Source organism: Aeromicrobium sp., assembly GCF_047607065.1.
Taxonomy (GTDB): domain Bacteria; phylum Actinomycetota; class Actinomycetes; order Propionibacteriales; family Nocardioidaceae; genus Aeromicrobium.
In genome coordinates this window covers 25,818-46,201 of the sequence record NZ_JASGDU010000062.1, presented here as the reverse complement: position 1 = coordinate 46,201, position 20,384 = coordinate 25,818, and the positions used below count along the sequence as shown (strand labels likewise).

The following is a 20,384-nucleotide window of genomic DNA, read 5'->3' as shown; positions in this document are numbered from 1 at the left end:
TCCCTTCGAGGCTCGGGCGCGAGGCGCCCTCGCACCTCAGGGACCGGGCAACCGCCGACTGAGGCGCGACGACGAAGGAGGAGCCTCGAAGCCACCTCACGGACCGAGCGAACGCGCACCTCATGGCTGGACCGCCTCGGAGTCGTCGAGCAGTTCCAGATGCTCGATGCGGACGATCTTCGCGGCCACGGCGTACTCGACCAGCCGCGCGCGGCGATTCGTCGCGAGCTTGCCCGGACCACCGCGCAGGCCCTTGACTCCCGCACGAGAGAACTTGTCGCAGACGTTGTCGAGTTTGCGATTGAAGGTGGTCAGCGGCCAGCCCAGGCGCGCCGCAGCCCGCGCGTTACTCGGCAACTCGCTGACACCGCTGCCGGCCCGGCGCAACGTGCCCTCGGCGAGGGCCAGGATCAGCCGGAACTGCGACGGAGTCAGATCGACCGCACCGAGCGTCATCGCCCCGTCGACCTCGGGCACCGGACGAGCCACGTCGAAGGCCGGAGCCTCACTGAGGATCTGGACCTCGTAGGTGGTCTCTCCCGCAGTGAAAGTCACCGCCATCTCCGGCAACACCACCGGCACCCGCGAACCGGGGCCGACGACCGACTGCAACGTACCGACCTCGCCGCTGACCGTGACCGACAGGCGCGAACCGATGTTGCTGATCCACCAGAAACCTTCGATGGCCCGCAACTCGACCAGTTGGCGATGCAGGTAGGGGTTGTCGTCATCGACGATGAGGTCCGCTTCCCGGCCGATGGTGAAAACGTCATCGGCGGCCAGCGCGTACACCTCGCCACAGAAGTCCACCGTCAGGCCGGGCACGGCATGATCCTTCCCTCTCACGATTTGTCCCCCGACGCATCGCTCACCATCGTGCCTGCCGAAAGCAGCCCGGTGCAGCCAATTCGCGTCCCCAAAAAGGACGACACCCCGCACCCGTAACCCCGAATTGAAGGCCCCTTCGAGGCTCGCTCGCTCCGGATCCTGAGGCGCGACGAGGAACGAGGAGCCTCGAAGGGCGCTCGCACCTCACGGACCAGAGGGCCGGTGGCTGAGGTACGAAGGCCGGCCACGGCCGAAGCCTCGAAGCCACCCCACGAGACCCGGCATGTCCCTTCGAGGCTCCTTCGTCGCACCTCAGGGACCAGAGGGCCCGTGGCTGAGGTGCGACGACGAAGGAGGAGCCTCGAAGCCACCTCACGGACCGGGGAAGGCTGAAAAGCAGACCCCCCCCGGCCGAATCGGGGCGTTCATGCGGCACACACCGGGGTCGCGGCATCGGCCGGCGAGGTCACGCCGTTGGCCCGGCGCACCAGCACCGTGATGCAGGTCGGCACCCCAGGCGTCACGTCGACGTCAACCATCGGCTCCAGCACCTCGTTGGCCGTATGCTGCTGGCCGTCACCGGTGCGCGTCCACAGGAAACTGTCGCCGTCACGCGGATCGGGATTGACCCAGGTGAACGTCGCCACCGCCCCGTTGACGACGCCCCGCAGGTCCTCCGGCGGCTCGGGCACCTCGTCGGAGACCACCGTGGCGTCCTGCCTGCTGCGGTCGTCGAGGTCCGGTGCCCGCTCATCGGGCGAACTCTCGCCGAGCACCACCGCCAGGCCGGCACCGACCACCAGGAGCAGCACCACCACGGCGGCACCGATCCACAACCAGACGGGCCGCTTCTCCTCGGCGGGCACCGGCTCGATGACCGGGGCCGGTGCCATGACCGGTGCCGCTGGGGCCGCGCGCACGGGGGACTTCGCCATCGTGTCGGGCACCACCGGCACGCCGCGTTTGACCTGGGTGCGGTCATCGACCTGCTCGACCACGATGGGCCGCAGGCGGGTGCCGATGCGCGGCAACTCCTCGGGAACGATGATCGCCACTGGCCGCACCCGCGTCCGCAGATCCTCCACCGGCTCGGCGGCGACCGGTCCGGCCTGCGCGTCCAAGACCTCCGCGCGCGTGGGCGGCAGTCCCAGCTCGGCCTGCACGTCCTGCAACGCCGTAGCCAGGGCCAGCGCACTCGGCGGGCGGCCGGACACCTCCTTGGCCATCGCGCGGTTCAGGTGGTTCCAGAGCGAATCGGGGACGTCACCGCGGTTGATCCGGGTCAGCCCCTGCCGCTCGATGCGAGTCATCAGCGTCGCATTGTCGTTGGCCGCGCCGGGAATCTCGAACGGCGAACGACCCGCCAGCAGCGTGTACAGCGTAGCCGCGAGCGACCAGACATCACTGCGCGCGTCGGTCGGCGGCTCGTCCCAGAACGCCTCCGGCGGCGACCACGGCACCGACATGCCGGAGGCCTCCTGGCTGTCGCCGTGGGTCGTCGCGGCGATGCCGAAGTCGGTGAGCATCGGCCGCCCGTAGGCCGTCGTCAAGATGTTGTGCGGCTTGATGTCGCGGTGCAGGATGCCCGCCCGGTGCGCCGTCTCCACCGCACTGCAGATGCACACCCCGATCTCCAGCACATCGGCGACCGGCAGCCGCTCGGCCGACGACCGCTGCGCGAGGTTGGGTCCCGGGCAGTACTCCATGACCAGGTACGGCCGCCCGTCGGCACTGACCCCGGACTGGAAGATCGACACGATGAAGGGGTGGTCCGACAGCTGGGCCATCACCCGAGCCTCGGCGTCGAAGACGTCCTGTTCCATCTCTGCGGCGGCAGCCGGAAGCAGCACCTTGACCGCGACCTGGCGGCCGTACTTGTCGCGGTACAAGAACACGTCGGCGAAACCGCCCTCGCCGATGTGCTGGACGACGGTGAAATCGTCCAGCTGCGGCGGGGTGCTGCGGGTTCGGCTCATGCGCCGCCTCGCACGCGAACGGTGATCTTGAGGTCGTCCGACAAGGTGAGCACGTCGCCGTCGGCCACGCTCGTCGGCACGTGACCGGGCAAGCGCTCGGCCGCTCCGCCCGCGCGCGAGAGCAGCGTCCCGTTGGTCGAGACGTCGGTGACGGTGACCCGGCTCCCGTCCTCCACGGCCACGGACAGATGCGTGCCCGACACGTAGGGATCGTCGACGATGACGAGGGTCGGCAGCTCAGCCCCGGCAGCTTGGGAGGTGCGGGGGCTACGGCCCACCACGGCCGCGCCACTGATCGTGTGGGTCTCGCCGGTGCTCAGCGCGAGTTCCACGGTGGCGCGGACCGGCTCGGCCGCACGGGAGCTGGCGCGCTGTTCGCGCAGGCGCCTCAGGTCGGCGCGCGCGATGGTGTGACCGTCGTGGTCGCCGATACGCGGGGCCGACTCGGCGGCCTGCGGCTCGGCCGACGGCTCCGGTTCAGGCTCGGACAGGTCGCGCACGGCGGCGTCCTCCGGGCGGCGGCCCGGAACCGTCGCACCGAACATCGCGTCGAACTCCAGGTCGTCCGGCTCCGCGATGGTCGCCGCGGGGTCCGGAGCCTCTTCGGGGTCGGTCCCTTCGAGGCTCGTTCCTCGTCGCACCTCAGGGACCGGGGCTTCCTCGGGTGGAGAGGTTTCTGGGAGCAGCACCTCTTCGAGTTCGGCCGCGTGCTTCGGAGCAGCGGGAGCCTCCTCAGTCTCTGGGGTGTCAGTCCCTTCGAGGCTCCTCGTTCCTCGTCGCACCTCAGGGACCGGGGCGGGGGCAGCCCCTTCGTCCATCACCTCGGGGACCGGGGAACCGACCCGGACGGATTGCGCCAGCACCACGCCGAGATCGAGCGGCAGATCTTCACCCCCGCCGGCCGACTCCCCCGTCGTGATCGTGAAAGCCGATGCCTCCCGCGCCGCGAACTGGCGCTCGGTCCACGTGGCCACGCCCTCGCCGCTGATCGTCTCCCCCGCGATGCCGACCGCGAATCCACCGCGCACCAACACCTTGGCGACACCCGCGTCGACCACCACGCAGGCGAACTGGGGAATGGAGGCCCAGCCGTCGCTCAACAGGGCATCGACGACACCGCCCACCGACAGAGGCTCGCCGTACAACTCAGCCAGCAGTTCGTGGCGACCCGGCTCCACGACGACGACCCCACCGTCGGCGATCCAGGCCGGGTACCCACCCGGCGTGTAGGCGGCGCGCATTACGACGCCTTCTTCTTCGTCGGGATCGTGTCGACCGTGGGCCGTGACGAGAAGGAATGGCCCAGCGTGGTCGCCACCCGGTCCGTGCCGGAGTCGACCACATCGACCACGACCGCCGTCACGTTGTCGTGGCCGCCGGCCTCGACGGCACCGGCCACGAGACGCGCCACGGCGACGCTCGGCGGCTCGCCGTCACGCAGGATGCGTTCGATGGCCGCATCGCTCAGTTCCCCGCTCAGGCCGTCGGAGCACAGCAGCAGGCGCGAGCCGCCCACGACGGGAATCAGCACGAACTCCGGCGGGGAGTCCGGCATCGCACCGATGGCCCGCGTGATGACGTGACGCTCCGGATGCACGCGGGCCTCGTCGCTGTCGATCTCGCCGGCATCGATCATCTCCTGCACGACCGAATGGTCACGGCTGATCTGCTCGAAACCGCTCTCCGACAGCACATAAGCGCGCGAATCCCCGATGTTGGCCACCAGCCAGTAACCCTGGCTGCCCTCGGCCACGAAACCGGCGGCGATCAGCGTCGATCCGGGCGCGGTGTCGGGGTCTGTCGCCAGCGCGGCAATCGAGGTGCGCGCGGTGCCCACGGCCTGCTCGATGTCGGCGACGGTGATCGAGGGGCGGTCGCGCAGGTCGGCGAAGGACTCCACGACCAGGCGGCTGGCGACGTCACCGGCGCTGTGCCCGCCCATACCGTCGGCGACCAGGAAGATCGGCGGACCCACGAGCCAGGCGTCCTCATTGTGGGCGCGCACGGCCCCCGGATGACTGGCTCCGGCCGCCGTGATGACGGGCGCGGGCGATGCATCGACTTGCGGAGTCCATCGGACCCCCGACGTTTGTGCCACCGACACGTCCATCCTTCGCCTGAGCCGGGTTCGGGTCGTGGCCGATCCTAGGAACGCCTGGCCTCCACCGCGATGGGGAGAAGTCCCCATGCTGCGGGCAGGCCCCTTCGAGGCTCGCTCGCTCCTCGCGGTGGCTGAGGTGCGAGCTTGTGAGCCTCGAAGCCGCCCACCGCCGAGAAGCATGTCGGTCGATCTGACCATTACCGCGCAGGCCCGCAACCGTTCCCACCGGGACCAGTCCACGCGAATGTCGACAAAGGCATTCGCCAGGGGGTCCCGCTGGCTGAGGTGCGAGGCCGCTTGCGGCCGAGCCTCGAAGCCCGTGATGGCAGGTCCCGTCGGGTGTGCGGCAATCGCACCTCAGGGACCCCGCCGACTACACGACGATGTTGACGAGCTTGGGGGCGCGGACGATGACCTTGCGGACCTCACGGCCGTCGATGGCGCGCTGCACGTTCGCCTCGGCGAGCGCCAGCCCGCTCAGCGCCTCGTCGCGCGCGTCAGCAGCGACCTCGATCTTGGCGCGCACCTTGCCCTGCACCTGGACGATACAGGTCACCGTGTCGGCCACGAGGTAGCGCGGATCGGCGACCGGATAGGGCGCTCGCGCCAACGACTCGGCATGCCCCAGGCGCGACCAGATCTCCTCGGCCAGGTGCGGCGCGAACGGTGCGAGCATGAGCGTCAGCGGCTCGACGGCGGGCCGCGCGTTCACCCCCGTCTTCGTCAAGTGATTGGTCAATTCGATGAGCTTGGCGATGGCGGTGTTGAAACGCAGATGCTCCATGTCGGCGCTCACGCCATCAATGGTCTTGTGCAGCACGCGCAGCGTCGCGTCGTCCAGTGCGTCGTCGGTGACAACCAGAGCGCCGGTCTCCTCGTCGACGACGAGACGCCAGACCCGCTGCAGGAAGCGCTGCGAGCCGACGACCGCACGGGTCTCCCACGGGCGCGAGACGTCCAGCGGACCCATGCTCATCTCGTAGACGCGGAAGGTGTCGGCACCGTAGGCGTCGTACATCTCGTCGGGTGTGACGACGTTCTTGAGGCTCTTGCCCATCTTCCCGTACTCGCGGAAGACCGGCTCGCCGTTCCAGGTGAACGTCTCGCCGTCGCCTTCGACGACCTCGTCGGCGGGTACGTACGCGCCACGCGCGTCGGCGTAGGCGTAGGCCTGGATGTAGCCCTGGTTGAACAGCCGCTGGAACGGCTCCTCGCTGGAGATGTGTCCTAGATCGAACAGGACCTTGTGCCAGAACCGTGCGTACAGCAGGTGCAGCACCGCGTGCTCGACGCCGCCGACGTACAGGTCGACGCCGCCGGCCGCTCCGGCCTCGCGCGGACCGAGCCAGTAGCGCTCGTTCTCCGGATCACACACCTGATCGGCGTTGTGCGGGTCGGTGTAGCGCAGCTCATACCAGCTCGACCCGGCCCAGTTGGGCATCGTGTTGGTCTCGCGGCGGTACTGCTTCGGCCCGTCGCCGAGATCGAGGGTGACGTTGACCCAGTCGGCCACGCGGCCCAGCGGCGGCTCCGGCTCGCTGGTGGCGTCGTCCGGCGCGAAGGTGCGCGGGCTGTAGTCGGGCACCTCGGGCAGCTCGACGGGCAGCATCGATTCGGGCAGCGCGACCGGCCGGTCGTCCTCGTCGTAGACGATGGGGAACGGCTCGCCCCAGTAGCGCTGGCGGCTGAACAGCCAATCGCGCAGGCGGTAGGTGGTCTTCGCCGTACCGAGGCCCTTGGACTCCAGCCAGGCGATGATGCGCGCTTTGGCATCCTCGACGCCCAAGCCGTCGAGCGATACCTCCGCATTGGCGGAGTTCACCGCGACGCCCGCGCCGGTGAACGGCAGCTCGCCGCCCTCGATGACCCGCGGTGTCGGCAGGCCGAAGGCCGTGGCGAAGGCGAAGTCGCGCTCGTCGTGGGCGGGCACGGCCATGATCGCACCGGTGCCGTAGCCCATGAGGACGTAGTCGGCGATGAAAACGGGGATCTGCTCGCCGTTGACCGGGTTGGTCGCGGTCGCGCCAAGCGCCACGCCGGTCTTGTCACGGTTCTCCTGACGCTCCCGGTCGGTCTTGGCGGCGGCCTCGGCGCGGTAGGCGAAGACCGCATCGGCCTGCTCCGGCGTGGTCAGCGCCTCGACCAGCGGATGCTCAGGCGAAAGCACCATGAACGTCGCGCCGAACAGCGTGTCGGGGCGCGTGGTGAACACCCGGATCGAACCGGCAGGCGAGGCGAAATCGACCTCCGCACCGTGCGAGCGCCCGATCCAGTTGCGCTGCATGAGCTTGACCGGCTCGGGCCAGTCGACCCGCTCCAGGTCGTCGATCAGCCGGTCGGCATAGGCCGTGATGCGCATGTTCCACTGGCGCAGATCGCGAGTGAACACCGGGAAGTTACCGCGCTCGGAGCGGCCCTCGGCGGTGACTTCCTCGTTGGCCAGCACCGTGCCCAGGCCGGGACACCAGTTGACCGGCGACTCGCTGACATAGGCCAGCCGGTGCTCGTCGATGACGGCCGGATCGTCGGTCCCGAGCTTCTCGATCAGGTCGGCAATGGGCCGCGCCCGGCCGGTCTCGGCGTCGTACCAGGAGTTGAACAGCTGCAGGAAGATCCACTGCGTCCAGCGCACGTACTCCGGTTCGATGGTCGCAAAACTGCGGCGATCGTCGTGGCCCAGGCCGAGGCGGCGCAGCTGGCGGCGCATGTTGGCGATGTTCGCCAGGGTGTTGTCGCGCGGGTGCTCGCCGGTGCTGATCGCGTGCAGCTCGGCCGGCAGACCGTAGGCGTCGTAGCCCAGCGCGTGCAGCACGTTCTTGCCCAGCATGCGCTGATGGCGGCCGACGACATCGGTGGCGATGTAGCCGAGCGGATGCCCGACGTGCAGGCCCGCACCAGAAGGGTACGGGAACATGTCCATGAGGAAGTACTTCTCCCCCGAGGCGTCCCCCGCGAGATCACCCGTGGGATTGGCTGCGTGGAACGTGCCCTCGGCCTCCCAGTGATCCTGCCAGCGCGCCTCGATCTCGGCGGCCAGTTCGGCGGTGTACCGGCTCATTCAGCTTCTTTCAGCGCCGGGATCAGCTCGGGCAGCTGGTTGTCGAACATCGACAGCGCCGAGCCGATCGCCATGTGCATGTCGAGATACTGGTAGGTGCCCAAGCGGCCGCCGAACAGCACCTTCGGTTCGCCCTCGGTGCGCTTGCGGTAGGCCAGCAGCATCTCGCGATCCTCGGGGGTGTTGACCGGGTAGTACGGCTCGTCGTCACCCTCGGCGAAGCGGGAGAACTCGCGCATGATGACGGTCTTGTCGCTGGGCGAGGTGCGCTCGGGATGGAAGTGCTTGAACTCGTGAATGCGCGTGTACGGCGCGTCGGCGTCGGCGTAGTTCATCACCGAGGTGCCCTGGAAGTCGCCGACCGGTAGCACCTCCTCCTCGAAGTCGAGCGTGCGCCACGACAGGTGCCCCTCGGCGTAGTCGAAGTAGCGGTCGACCGGGCCGGTGTAGACGACCGGGATCTGGCCGAGGACCTTCGCCTTGCTCGCCTCGTGGGAGTCGTCGAAGAAGTCCGTATTGAGCCGCACCTCGATGTTCGGGTGGTCGGCCATACGCTCCAGCCACGCGGTGTAGCCGTCGGTCGGCAGGCCCTCGTGGGTGTCGTTGAAGTAGCGGTTGTCGTAGGTGTAGCGCACGGGCAGGCGGCTGATGATCTCCGGCGGCAGCTCGGTCGGCGAGGTCTGCCACTGCTTCGCGGTGTAGTCGCGGATGAACGCCTCGTACAGCGGCCGGCCGATGAGGCTGATGCCCTTCTCCTCCAGGTTCGTCGCGCTGGCCGACTCGAACTCGCCGGCCTGCTCGGCCAGCAGCGCCTTGGCCGCGTCCGGAGAATGCGCCGAACGGAAGAACTGGTTGACCGTGCCCAGGTTGATCGGCAGCGGGTAGACCTCGCCCTTGTGCACGGTGTAGACGCGGTGCACATAGTTCGTGAAGGTCGTGAAACGGTTGACGTACTCCCACACGCGCTCGTTGGAGGTGTGGAACAGGTGCGCGCCGTAGCGGTGGACCTCGATGCCGGTCTCCGGCTCGAACTCGCTGTAGGCGTTGCCGCCCAGGTGCGAACGACGCTCGATGACGAGCACCTTCAGGCCGTGCTCGGCGGCACGCTCGGCGATCGTGAGGCCGAAGAAGCCTGAACCCACCACCAACAGATCAGCATTCACCACGAGATTCCCTTACTCCTCGACATCGACAGCGCGGGCGGCGCATCCACCAACGTTACCGGAGTCGGCCGCTACACTCGCCGAGACCGCCTCACGCCGGGCCGGTTTCAGCGCAAAGGAGAGCAAGTGTCGGTTCGCACGAGCGATCCAGTGTCCGAGATGGTCGATCCGGGCCGCGGCCACGGACTCGTCGATGTCCTGCGTCACGGCTATCTGCTGCGTCTATTGACCCGCAAGGACGTTCAGGTGCGCTATCGCGGCTCGGTGCTCGGCTGGATCTGGTCCTTCGTCAAGCCTGCGGCCCTGTTCACGGTGTATTACCTGGCCGTCGGCGTGTTCTTACGGCTGAATGATTCGATCGAGAACTTCGCGATCTACCTGTTCTCGGGCCTCATCCTCATCAACGTCTTCTCCGAGGGATTCATCAACGCCACCCGCTCGCTGGTCGACAACGGTGCGCTCATCAAGAAGATCTACATGCCACGCGAGCTCTTCCCGGTGGCGACTATCGGCGTGGCAGTGGTGAACTTCCTGCCGCAGGTCGCCATCTTGCTGATCGCCTGCCTCGGGGTGGGATGGACACCGAGCATCGCACAGGTCGCCGGCATCCTCGTGGCCATCGTCATCACCATGTGCTTTTCGCTGGGCCTGGGCATGCTGTTCGGCGCGGCGAACGTCTCGTTCCGCGATTCGCAGAACTTCGCCGAACTCATCGTCATGGTCGCACCCTGGGCCTCACCGGTCCTGTATCAGTGGCACATGGTCCACGAAACCGTGCCGGACTGGCTGTTCACTCTTTACCAGCTCAACCCGCTGACCTCGGCGGTCAACCTCATGCACCAGGGCTTCTGGCTGCCGACCACGCAGCACGGCGAACTCGCACCGGACACGTGGGTCTTCGCCGGCCTCGGCCTCCTGTCGTCACTCGTGGTACTGGCCGCCGGTCAGTTCGTCTTCCGCCGCCTGGAGGGTCGCTTTGCCCAAGACCTCTGAGACCGTGCTGACCGACGTCACACCGACCACGGCCATCGCCGTGCGCAATGTACGCAAGACCTTCCTGCTGCGCCACACCCACTCGCTCAAGGAGTCGTTCGTCGCCAAAGTGCGCGGCAAGACCATCGCCTCGACCTTCGACGCGCTCAAGGGCGTCGACTTCACCGTCGAGGCCGGCGAGTCCGTGGCGCTGCTCGGCTTCAACGGCTCGGGCAAGTCCACGCTGCTCAAGCTGGTCTCGGGCGTGCTGCGTCCCGACGGCGGCGCGATCCGCACGCGCGGGCGGATCGCGGGCCTGATCGAGGTCGGCGCGGGCTTCCATCCAGACCTGTCGGGCCGCGAGAACATCTACCTCAATGCGGCCATCCTCGGGATGACCAAAGAGGAGATCGACGCCCGCTTCGACGACATCGTCACATTCAGCGAGATCGAGAAGTTCATCGACACCGAGGTCAAACACTATTCCTCGGGCATGTTCTTGCGGCTGGCGTTCTCGGTGGCGATCCATACCGAAGTCGACATCCTGCTGATCGACGAGATCCTGTCGGTCGGCGACGAGCCGTTCCAAAAGAAGTGCCTGGCGCGAATCCGCGAGCTGCACGAGGCCGGCCGCACGCTGGTCGTGGTGAGTCACGATCTCGACATGGTGGCTCAGTTGTGCGACCGGGGCATCCTGCTGCGGGGCGGCGAGGTGCTCTACGACGGTCCGGCGACCGAGGCGGTCGTACAGATGCGGGCGCTCTACGACGTGCCGAACGAGCACCCGTATCGGCGCGAGATGACGTGGATGGCGCTCAAGGGCATCACCCGCGGCAGCGGCCACGGGCGCTTCGAGCCGGAGGCACCGGTGCTGCGCGAGCAGATGGCGGCGTTCCTGCATCGCCTGGCGGGGGAACCGCGTGTGGCGGACCTTCCGGCGTCGTCTCCGTTCGTCGATGTGCTGACCGAGCACGTCTTCTATCCGGCAATCGTGTGGCTACAGCGCCAGGGCATCGTCGGCGAGGAGCACACCTTCGAGCCGAGCAAGCCGTTGACCCGCGAGCAGATGGCGGTCTTCCTCGCGCGCTATGCCGAGGCTGATCTGTCCGATGAGCTCGGCGGCGATCCGTTCAGTGATGTGCCGGCCGATCATCCGGCGGCGCGGGCAATTGCCTGGGTTGCCGAGAAAGACCTCACATGGACCTACGAGGACGAGGACGGTTCCCGGCGTTTCGCCCCGGACGAGCCGGTGCTGCGCGAGCAGGTGGCGGTGTTCCTCCACCGCTACGCCCACCGCGACACCCGAGCCTGAGGACCCTTCGAGGCGCTGGCTTCTTGGCCTCCGCAGGGGCCTCAGCCGGTGGTGAGGGTGCCGATGAAGGTGCGCAAGTCCTCCACCGGTGCCGTGCTGGTCGTGACCAGCGTCGTCACCTCCGGCGTCTCCCGGACCAGCGTGATGCGATCCTTCGGCCCGTCGAAGCGCTGCCAGGTCACCCCGTCGATCTCGACCATGCCGGCCTGCTTCGCCCCCTCGGCGTGCTCCTCCAGCACGTCATCGAGCGGACGTTTGTCCTGCTCCAGGCCGATATACCGGTCCTCGTCGGTGAGCACGCCTAGATGCCACGCCTGCGTGCTGCCCGGCGTGAAGCGCACTCCGTTGGCCCGCCAGCCCTCCGGCAGGTCCGCCGGCGCCAACAGCCCGTAGGTCGCCGCCTGGCGCGCGCTGTCGGCGGTCGTCGCATAGTCGACGTCGCTCACCGGGTCGTCCGGTGTGTGCGTGATAAGCAGCCCGAGGCCCCACAGCGCCAGCACGATCACCGCGAGCACCCCGACACTGCGGACGATGTCACCCATCGACGGGTTTCCCCGCGACGACCCCGGCTTCGGAGCGCTCACGCCGAATGCGCCCGGCGCCAGCGGATCCCGGCCTCGATGAAGTCGTCAATCTCGCCGTCGAGCACCGCCTGGGTGTTGCCGGTCTCGTGCTCGGTGCGCAGATCCTTGACCAACTGGTACGGGTTGAGCACGTAGTTGCGCATCTGATCGCCCCACGACGCCTGCGCGTCACCGCGCAGTTCGTCGAGTTCGGCGCGCTCCTCGGCCTTCTTCAGCGCCAGCAGCTTCGCCTTCAGCACGACCATCGCGCTGGCTTTGTTCTGCAACTGGCTCTTCTCGTTCTGACAGGAGACGACCGTGCCGGTCGGCAGGTGCGTCAGGCGCACCGCCGAGTCCGTCGTGTTGACGCTCTGCCCGCCCGGACCGCCGGAGCGGAACACGTCGACCCGGATCTCCTCTTCGGGCACGTCGATCTCGTCGGTCTGCTCCAGCACCGGCACGACCTCGACGGCCGCGAACGACGTCTGACGCCGGCCTTGGTTGTCGAACGGCGAGATGCGCACCAGCCGGTGCGTACCGGCCTCGACCGACAGCGTGCCGTAGGCGTACGGAGCCTTGACCGCGAAGGTCGCGGACTTGATCCCCGCGCCCTCGGCCCACGAGGTCTCGTAGGTCTCGACGGGGTACTTGTGGCGCTCGGCCCAGCGCACGTACATGCGCTGCAACATCTCCGCAAAATCGGTGGCGTCGTCGCCGCCGGCACCCGAGCGGATCGTCACGATCGCCTCGCGCTCATCGTATTCACCCGACAGCAGCGTGCGGACCTCCAGGCTCTCCACCGCTGTGCGCAGGCGAGTGATCTCGGCCTCGGCCTCGGCCAGCGACTCCGCGTCGCCCTCCTCGGTGGCCAACTCCACGAGCACCTGCACGTCATCGATGCGCTGGCGCAGGCCCTCGACCCGCTCCACCTCGGCCTGCAACGCCGACAGCCGGCCGGTGACCCGCTGGGCGTTGGCCTGGTCGTCCCACAGGTCAGGAGCACCGACCTGCTCCTGCAGTTCGTCGATCTCGCCTCGCAACGTGGGCAGGTCGAGGACCTTCTCGATCGACGTCATCGTCTGGTCGAGGTCACGGATCAACTCGGAGAAATCAACGGCAGCCACGCCGTCGAGGCTACCGGACCGGAAAGACTCGCCAGCACGCCCGTTCGTGGCCCAAGATGGGTCTGCTCGGGGAACATTCCCCCGACCGGGGTCATCGGACCGACGTCCCTGCCCCGCCCCCATCTTTCGCAGAAGTTACCGAGGTGCCCGCCATGTCGCCCCACGTCCCCGGCCCGGTCCCGCCGCCGTCCCAGACCGCCTACCCGCCCGCACAGCCCGGCTACCCGCAGGCAGCCGGTTACGGCGGATACAGCGGCGGGGGCTACGGCTCCGCGCCCACCCCGCCCGGCGGAGGCGGCAAGAAGACCGGACTCATCATCGGCATCGTCGTGGCGATCCTGCTGCTGGTGGCCGGCCTGGTCACCGCCGTCATCCTCATCGCCACCGGCGGCGACAACTCGGAGGACCGCTCCGACGACGACACGCACGACGACACGAAGACCGAGCAGACCGGCGAGGAGTACCTCGCGGTGGTCGAGGACTACCTGGCCGCCTACGACGACGGCGACTGCGAGGCCCTGGTCGATCTCTACCCCGATCAGTTCGACGACGCCGACGCCTGCGAGGACGAATACCCCTACAGCGACCCCGACGATGTCGAGATCGACATCCAGAACATCGAGGCGACCGACTTCGACGACGAGGACGATCCTTCGGAGGTCACCGTCTCGGTGGAGTTCACCGAGAACGATCTCGACGCTGACGATGAGGAGGACCATACGGTCGACTTCACCGTCGAGAAGGACAACGGCGACTGGATCATTACCGACTACTGAGGGCAGGTCCGGGTCCCTTCGAGGCTCCGGCCGCAAGCGGCCTCCGCACCTCAGGGACCGGGCACGACACGGCCCCACCCGGTCATTGAGGTGCGAGCGAGGAACGAGCAAGCCTCGAAATGACCCAGACAACGGGCCGTAGTCGAGGGCACAGCATGGGGCGGGCACCGCAACCGGTGCCCGCCCCCTGCTGTCGTGGACGCTGTTCTCAGAGCTTGGCCAGACCCAGCTCGACCTCGTTCTTCAGCGAACGGACGATCTGCTTGTGGAACTCGCCCTCGAACTTCTTGCCGATGATCGGGATCGAGACCTTGACGTTGCCCTCGACGGTGAACACCGTGTCGCCCTTGCCGGTGAGCGTCGCCGTGCCCAGCATCTCGGCCGGCTGGCCGATGATGGAGACCTTGACGTCGGCCACGCGCGTCCCGTCGCCCGGGTCGCGCCAGTTCTCCGTCTGCTTGACCTTGACGGTCGAACCGGTGAGCTTCTTGACGAAGTCGGGGACCTCGGCCGGCATGGTACGCACGATGGTCACGGTGCCGCCGTCAACGGTGACCTCGTATTCGATGGCCCCCTGATCCTCGCAGGCCTCGCTGCGGAACGCCTGATCGGTGATCAGCCCGTACACCGCGTCGATGTCCGCGCCGCTGTAGGTGAATGTCTCGCTGAGTTTCATGGCGTCATCTTGTCAGCCGGCCACCCGGTTTGTCAGGCTTCTGGCGACGGAATTCACACGTCGTCGCCGACAGTGCCCTCGACGACCGGAGCCGCGCCGCTCGCCAGGCGCTTCAGCTCGGCGAGCCGGGCCTCGACCTCCAGCGCGTCGCCGTCGGCCTCCAGCTCCTCGAACTGGGCGTCCAGGCTCGATGAGGCCAGCTCGGTCTTGCCCGCGACCAGCGCCTCGTCGCGGCGCACCTTCTCCTCGAACCGCGACAGTTCGCTGGTCGGATCGAGGACGTCGATGGATTTGACCGCGTCGGCCACCTTCGCCTGCGCCTCGGCGGTCTTGGCGCGGGCCACGAGCTGATCGCGCTTGGTCTTGAGTTCGTCGAGCTTCAAGCGCATCTGGGTCAAGCCGGCCTTGAGCTTCTCAACCGTCTCACCCTGCGAGGCGATCAGCGGGGCCGCAGCCTTGGCCTCCTGCTCGAAGGAGATCTGCTTGGTCAGCGCGACCTTCGCCAGCTGGTCGAAGCGGTCCGCCTCGGTGCCCTGGCCGCTGGCGCGCAGCGCATCGGCCTTCTGCGAGGCCGCCAGCGCCTTGGCACCCCACTCCTTCGCCGCCGCGACGTCCTCGGCGTGGTCGGCCTCGGCCAGGCGCAGGTTGCCGATGGTCTGCGCCACCGCGTCCTCGGCCTCGGCGATGGAACTCGTGTAGTCCCGCACGAGCTGGTCGAGCATCTTCTGCGGGTCCTCGGCCTTGTCGAGCAGGGCGTTGATGTTGGCGCGGGTCAACTGGCTGATCCGGCCGAGGATGGACTGCTTCTGGGCCATGATGGTCGTCCTTCGTCGAAGTGAGTGGGTGTGCTGTGTCTCGATCCAACCCGATCAGCGACCGGTACTCAACCACCGGCCGGAAGACGGACGGTGAAGGTCGTCGAACCGGGACGACTGTCGACCGTGACCCCGCCGCCGTGGGCCTCAACGATGGCCTTGACCAGCGAGGTTCCCAGGCCCGCGCCGCCGGAGGCCCGCGTGCGCGAGGAGTCGCCCCGGACGAACCGGTCGAAGATGTGGCCCAGCAGGTCCGGATCGATGCCCGGGCCGTCGTCGTGCACGGTGAGCCGGACATCGTCGCCATCGCGGCGCAGCGCCGTCGTGACGGTGGTGCCCTCGGGCGTGTGGCGCGAGGCGTTCGTCAGCAAGTTGAGCAGTACCTGGTTCAAGCGGCCTTCGTCGCCGACGATCTCGAGGGGTTCGCTCGGCAGGTCGATCTCCCAGCGCCGGTCGGGATCGACCACCTGCCGGTCGCCGACCGCTTCCAGCACGACCCGCGTCAGGTCGACGTCACAGTGCTCCAGCGGCCGGCCGGAATCGATACGGGCCAGCAGCAGCAGGTCCCCGACGAGGGCGGCCATGCGCGCCGATTCGGTCTCGATCTTGGCAAGCGCCTGGCGGGCGACGTCCTCGCTGCCGCCCGAACGGCGCACCAGTTCGGTGTAACCCGAGATCGTCGCCAGCGGCGTGCGCAACTCGTGCGAGGCATCGGCGACGAACTGCCGTACCCGCTGCTCGCTCTCGTGCCGTGCGGTCAGCGAGGTCTCGACATGATCGAGCAGGGTGTTCAGCGCGTCGCCAACCCGCCCTACCTCCGAATCGGGCACCGCGAGGTGAGCGGCCACACGCGGGGTGTCGGCAACCTCGCCTCTCGACAACGGCAGCGCCGCCACCTCGTGAGCAGTCTCGGCGACCTCGCGCAGCGGGCGCAGTTGCTGGCGCACCAGCACCCGTCCGAGTCCCGCTGCGGCGACGACCCCGGCGAGCGTCAAGGCGATCTCCCACAGCAGCAGGCTGGAGATCGTGTCGTCGACGTTCGCGGTCGGCAGCCCGGCGACGATCCTCAGGCCATCGGGGGTTTCAACGGCCATCACGCGATAACTGCCCACGCCATCGAGGTCGACAGTGTGGGTGTCGTCGTCGGCCGGTACCCGAGCCAGGTCGGCGAGCACCGAGGCCGGCAGTGTGGTCCGCTCCCCGTTGCCGATGACCTCCCCGCGCCGGGTCGCGCCGTCGATCACCGCAGTCAGGGTGCCGGCACCCTGCCCGAGAGCCACCGGAAACGGCCCGGCGTCCGGTCGCCCGGCCGGACGCTCCTCGCCGAAACTGCGGGTCGACCGGTCGAGGCTCTGGTGTAGTTCGGCGTCCAGGCGGCCGGTCAGGTACGACCGCATGGTCACCGTGGTCAGCGCCGAGACCGCAACCCCGACGAGCGCGACGAGCGCGACAAGAGTGACGACGAGCCGACCGGTCAGGCTTACCGGCGCGAGACGCCTCACGCGGCCGGCTTGAGCACGTAACCTGCGCCCCGTTTGGTGTGGATCATCGGCTCGCGTCCGGCGTCGATCTTCTTGCGCAGGTAGGAGATGTACAGCTCGACGACATTGGCGTTGCCGCCGAAGTCGTAGTTCCAAACCCGGTCGAGGATCTGCGCCTTGCTCAGCACGCGGCGTGGGTTACGCATGAGATAGCGGAGAAGCTCGAACTCCGTCGCCGTCAACTCGATGGGGTCGCCGCCGCGGGCAACGTCGCGACTGTCCTCGTCCAAGGTGAGGTCGCCGACGGTGAGCGTGTGGTGGTCGCGGTCGAGCAGCGCGCCCGAGCGGCGCAGCAACCCCCGCAGTCGCGCCACGACCTCCTCCAGGCTGAACGGCTTGGTCACATAGTCGTCACCGCCGGCGGTCAAGCCGTGAATACGGTCTTCGACGGCGTCCCGCGCGGTCAGGAAGACGACCGGCACGTCCGGGGTCAGCGCGCGTATCCGGCGCAGCACCTCCAAACCGTCGACATCGGGCAGCATCATGTCGAGGATGATCGCGTCCGGGCCGATCTCGCGTGCCGCGTCGACCGCCGCACGTCCGGTACCTGCGGTGGAGACGTCCCAGCCCTCATAGCGCAGGGCCATCTGGAGGAGTTCGGCGATGTTGGGTTCGTCGTCGACGACGAGAACGCGCACGGGCGAGCCGTCGGGCCGGGTCAGGTTCATGATCACCAGTGTCCCGCCTGTGACTACGCGGCGGCTGGGGTGATGCTGTGTGAAGTCTATGAAGGCGACTCACTCGCTCTCGCAGAGCCTTACTGGCCCTGACACAGGCCCTCGACAGACTCCCGTCCGACGCTGGAGCCATGACTGACACCACCACGTTGACCGAAACGTCCACCCAAGTTCCGCCCGCTCCGGCGGCTACCCCTGTCCCGCCCGCCTCGGCGACTACCCCGGCCCCGGCGGCCGCTTCCCCCCGCAAGCGCGGCTGGATCACCGCCGCTGTCGCCACCGGCGCACTCCTGGTCGGCCTCGGTGCCGGCATCGCGCTCGGCTTCGCGCTCGACGAGGAGGGCAGCACGACTCCGACCGGCCCCGGCCAGGGCGGGCAGATGGGTCAGATGCAGCAAGGCGGACCCGGCGGCCAGGGCGGCACTCAAGGCGGGCCGCCCGGTTCCAGTGAGCAGGGCGGCACTCAAGGCGGTACGGAGGGTTCGGCGTCCTGAGGTCCCGTTCGCGGCTCCTCAGTCCCCGAGGCACCCGAGCAGCCCAGACCTTTCCCGAAGGAACTCACCCCGAGGAATTCCCTTCGCCCTGCGAATCGCCCCACTCGCAGGGCGAAGGGAATCACTCAGGCGCCACCTCTCCGACCGCCTCCGAGAGGCGGCGGCGGACGGTATAACAACAGCCATGGCCTTCTCCCCCCGCGCCCAGCGCATCTCCCTGGTGTGGCGGCTGCGCGTAGCGATGCTCGCCGGAATGTCCATGACCAGCCTCGTCGGTGCCGTCGTCGTGTATTGCCTGGCGACGCTGGTGATCCCGATGCCGACCCCGCACCACGACAACCTGCCGCTGGTCAACCTGATCGTGGCGGCGATCTACGTCCCGATCCTGCTCGCGGTCGGCGTCACCGTAGGCATGCGGATCGGACGGCCTGGTCTGCGATGGATCCGCGAAGGCCGTCCGCCGACAGACGCCGAGAAACGAGCCGTGCTCAACGCTCCCCGCCGGTTCTTCACCCTGCACGCGGTCTCCTGGGGACTATCGGCGGTGTTCTTCGCAGTTTTCAACGCCTTCTTCTCACTGCCGTTGGGCGTAGCGGTGCTCCAGATCGTCGCGCTAGCCGGCATTACCACCAGCTCCATCGCCTACCTCGTAGCCGAGCGCATCGCCCGCCCACTCGCCGGGCGCGCACTGGCCACCGGCATCCCCGACCGGCTGCGGGTGCGATCGGTCGCCAACCGCACGATGTTCGCTTGGATACTCGGCACCGGAGTCGTGGTCTCGGGTATCGGTGCCGTCGGCCTGGCCGCCCTCGTGCGCCGCGAGGACGTCACGGTTTTTCAACTCGCCATGACCATGCTGGTCCTGGGCGCGATCGGCGTCGTGATCGGGGGCTTCACCATCTACGTCGCCGCCCGTGCCAGTTCGGACCCGGTGCGCGGCCTGCGGCAGTCACTCGCCCAGGTGGGCGCGGGCGATCTCGACGTGCGCTCGCCGATCTACGACGGCACCGAGATCGGCCTCCTGCAGGCCGGATTCAACGACATGGTCGCCGGGCTGCGCGAACGCGAACGACTGCGCGACCTATTCGGTCGTCACGTCGGCGACGACGTGGCCCGCACCGCGCTGGTCGGGGGCGTTCAACTCGGCGGCGAAACCCGTGAGGTGGTGGTGCTGTTCGTCGACGTCATCGGCTCGACCCACCTGGCCTCGCAACGCCCGCCAGAAGAGGTCGTGTCCCTGCTCAACCGATTCTTCACCGTGGTCATCGACGTCGTTCACGACCACGATGGATGGATCAACAAGTTCGAGGGCGACGCGGCCCTGGCCATCTGGAACGCCCCTGTCCCGGTCGATGCGCCGGAGGCGAAAGCCCTCGCGGCAGCACGGGTCATGGCCCGACGGCTGGCTGCAGAGGTGCCCGAACTCTCCGCCGGGATCGGCGTCTCCGGCGGGCGCGCAGTCGCCGGAAACGTCGGCGCGGCCGAACGCTACGAGTACACGGTGATCGGCGATCCGGTCAACGAGGCCGCCCGGCTGACCGGCTACGCCAAACAGGTCCCCAGCTATGTGGCCGCGAACGCCGCACTGCTCGATGCCGCCGGCGACGAGGCCGGCGCGTGGGTCGAGATCGAACCCTTCACAGCCCGCGGCCGCCCCGAACCTACCCGCGTCGCCACCCCGCCGTTGACCAGCGGCGGGTGACCGAGGCTGAGGGATCGTGGTTGTCCCGGAAGCCGTTTTCCCTCAGATTGCGTCCCCCGACGGCAGGCTTCGAGGCTCGGCCGCAAGCGGCCTCACACCTCAGCCAGCGGACCTCCCTGTAGAACCTCCTAAGCCCAGGCGGCCTTCGTCGCGGCGTAGGAGGCGGCCAGGATCTCCTCCAAGACCACCAGATCGATGTCCGAGAGACGTTTGACGTGCAGGCAGACCTTGGTCTCCGTGTGGCGTCCCAGCCGAGCCAGGGCACCGGCATGCTCGGCGCAGCCGTCGACGAGGTAGATCGAGATCTTGCCCGAGCGCGGCGAGAAGCCGATGACCGGTCCGTCGCCTTCCCGGCCGCTGTCATAGCGGTAGTGATAGGCATCGAAGCCGATGATGGCCGGCCCCCACATCACCGGCCGGTGGCCGCTGACCCGCGCCATGATGTCGATGAGGGCCCGACTGTCGGCAACCTGTCGCGCATCGGACAGGCCCGCGAGGAACTCCTCGACCGGCATCTGCGTCGGCACCGTCTTCGCGTCGTCGGCCATGCCCGCAGCCTAACGAGAACCGGTCCGCCGGCGCACGCCTCGCCTTTCGCGCGAGGCT

18 protein-coding genes are annotated in these 20,384 nt (G+C 68.3%); 5 read left to right on the top strand and 13 right to left on the bottom strand.

Annotation, left to right across the window (positions count from 1 at the left end; genetic code table 11):
* Positions 1-120: 120 nt before the first annotated feature.
* The 6 genes from QM597_RS10690 to glf all read right to left on the bottom strand — a co-directional run bounded on the left by QM597_RS10690 (position 121) and on the right by glf (position 9,126).
* Complete coding sequence (locus QM597_RS10690; protein ID WP_415004875.1) at positions 121-825, bottom strand: hypothetical protein; 705 nt, start codon at positions 823-825, stop codon at positions 121-123.
* Between the two features lie 428 nt (positions 826-1,253).
* Entirely contained in the window at positions 1,254-2,804 is a 1,551-nt protein-coding gene (locus tag QM597_RS10685) for a serine/threonine-protein kinase (protein ID WP_415004874.1), read from the bottom strand.
* Complete coding sequence (locus QM597_RS10680; RefSeq protein WP_415004873.1) at positions 2,801-4,045, bottom strand: FHA domain-containing protein; 1,245 nt, start codon at positions 4,043-4,045, stop codon at positions 2,801-2,803. Before QM597_RS10680 ends, QM597_RS10685 begins: the two co-directional genes overlap by 4 nt.
* A complete protein-coding gene (locus QM597_RS10675; RefSeq protein ID WP_415004872.1) occupies positions 4,045-4,902 on the bottom strand; it encodes a PP2C family protein-serine/threonine phosphatase in 858 nt (285 codons plus the stop codon). Before QM597_RS10675 ends, QM597_RS10680 begins: the two co-directional genes overlap by 1 nt.
* Before the next feature lie 376 nt (positions 4,903-5,278).
* Positions 5,279-7,963, bottom strand: a complete 2,685-nt coding sequence (gene leuS / locus QM597_RS10670; RefSeq protein WP_415004871.1) for a leucine--tRNA ligase — start codon at positions 7,961-7,963, stop codon at positions 5,279-5,281.
* Positions 7,960-9,126 carry a UDP-galactopyranose mutase gene (gene glf / locus QM597_RS10665; protein ID WP_415004870.1) on the bottom strand — a complete coding sequence of 389 codons (1,167 nt, stop codon included), beginning with the start codon at positions 9,124-9,126 and terminating at the stop codon, positions 7,960-7,962. The genes leuS and glf overlap by 4 nt, the downstream gene beginning before the upstream one ends.
* A gap of 126 nt (positions 9,127-9,252) precedes the next feature.
* Here glf and QM597_RS10660 point away from each other — a divergent pair, with 126 nt between their 5' ends.
* A complete protein-coding gene (locus QM597_RS10660; RefSeq protein ID WP_415004869.1) occupies positions 9,253-10,119 on the top strand; it encodes an ABC transporter permease in 867 nt (288 codons plus the stop codon).
* Positions 10,103-11,410 carry an ATP-binding cassette domain-containing protein gene (locus QM597_RS10655; RefSeq protein WP_415004868.1) on the top strand — a complete coding sequence of 436 codons (1,308 nt, stop codon included), beginning with the start codon at positions 10,103-10,105 and terminating at the stop codon, positions 11,408-11,410. The genes QM597_RS10660 and QM597_RS10655 overlap by 17 nt, the downstream gene beginning before the upstream one ends.
* A gap of 41 nt (positions 11,411-11,451) precedes the next feature.
* Here QM597_RS10655 and QM597_RS10650 read toward each other — a convergent pair whose 3' ends face one another.
* On the bottom strand, positions 11,452-11,994 hold the full coding sequence (locus QM597_RS10650) for a DUF4245 domain-containing protein (RefSeq protein WP_415004867.1): 543 nt from the start codon (positions 11,992-11,994) through the stop codon (positions 11,452-11,454).
* Positions 11,991-13,097, bottom strand: a complete 1,107-nt coding sequence (gene prfB, locus QM597_RS10645) for a peptide chain release factor 2 (protein ID WP_415004866.1) — start codon at positions 13,095-13,097, stop codon at positions 11,991-11,993. The genes QM597_RS10650 and prfB overlap by 4 nt, the downstream gene beginning before the upstream one ends.
* Positions 13,098-13,249: 152 nt before the next feature.
* On the opposite strand from prfB, the gene QM597_RS10640 reads away from it, so the two are divergent.
* Positions 13,250-13,873, top strand: a complete 624-nt coding sequence (locus tag QM597_RS10640) for a hypothetical protein (RefSeq protein ID WP_415004865.1) — start codon at positions 13,250-13,252, stop codon at positions 13,871-13,873.
* 208 nt (positions 13,874-14,081) lie between these two features.
* On the opposite strand, the gene QM597_RS10635 is transcribed toward QM597_RS10640, so the two are convergent.
* The 4 genes from QM597_RS10635 to QM597_RS10620 all read right to left on the bottom strand — a co-directional run bounded on the left by QM597_RS10635 (position 14,082) and on the right by QM597_RS10620 (position 17,573).
* Entirely contained in the window at positions 14,082-14,549 is a 468-nt protein-coding gene (locus tag QM597_RS10635; protein ID WP_415004864.1) for a DUF2505 domain-containing protein, read from the bottom strand.
* Between the two features lie 53 nt (positions 14,550-14,602).
* Positions 14,603-15,364, bottom strand: a complete 762-nt coding sequence (locus QM597_RS10630) for a PspA/IM30 family protein (protein ID WP_415004863.1) — start codon at positions 15,362-15,364, stop codon at positions 14,603-14,605.
* 68 nt (positions 15,365-15,432) lie between these two features.
* The gene (locus QM597_RS10625) at positions 15,433-16,866 is read right to left on the bottom strand and encodes a sensor histidine kinase (protein ID WP_415004862.1); all 1,434 of its coding nucleotides are present in this window, start codon (positions 16,864-16,866) and stop codon (positions 15,433-15,435) included.
* Positions 16,863-17,573 (bottom strand): response regulator transcription factor, encoded by a 711-nt coding sequence (locus QM597_RS10620; protein WP_415004861.1) that lies wholly within the window; start codon positions 17,571-17,573, stop codon positions 16,863-16,865. Before QM597_RS10620 ends, QM597_RS10625 begins: the two co-directional genes overlap by 4 nt.
* Positions 17,574-17,713: 140 nt before the next feature.
* Here QM597_RS10620 and QM597_RS10615 point away from each other — a divergent pair, with 140 nt between their 5' ends.
* Together QM597_RS10615 and QM597_RS10610 are read left to right on the top strand one after the other, a co-directional pair.
* Positions 17,714-18,076, top strand: a complete 363-nt coding sequence (locus QM597_RS10615; protein WP_415004860.1) for a hypothetical protein — start codon at positions 17,714-17,716, stop codon at positions 18,074-18,076.
* A gap of 184 nt (positions 18,077-18,260) precedes the next feature.
* Positions 18,261-19,778, top strand: a complete 1,518-nt coding sequence (locus tag QM597_RS10610) for an adenylate/guanylate cyclase domain-containing protein (protein ID WP_415004859.1) — start codon at positions 18,261-18,263, stop codon at positions 19,776-19,778.
* A 128-nt stretch (positions 19,779-19,906) separates the two neighbouring features.
* Here QM597_RS10610 and QM597_RS10605 read toward each other — a convergent pair whose 3' ends face one another.
* Entirely contained in the window at positions 19,907-20,326 is a 420-nt protein-coding gene (locus QM597_RS10605; protein ID WP_415004858.1) for a DUF1801 domain-containing protein, read from the bottom strand.
* Positions 20,327-20,384 lie beyond the last annotated feature (58 nt).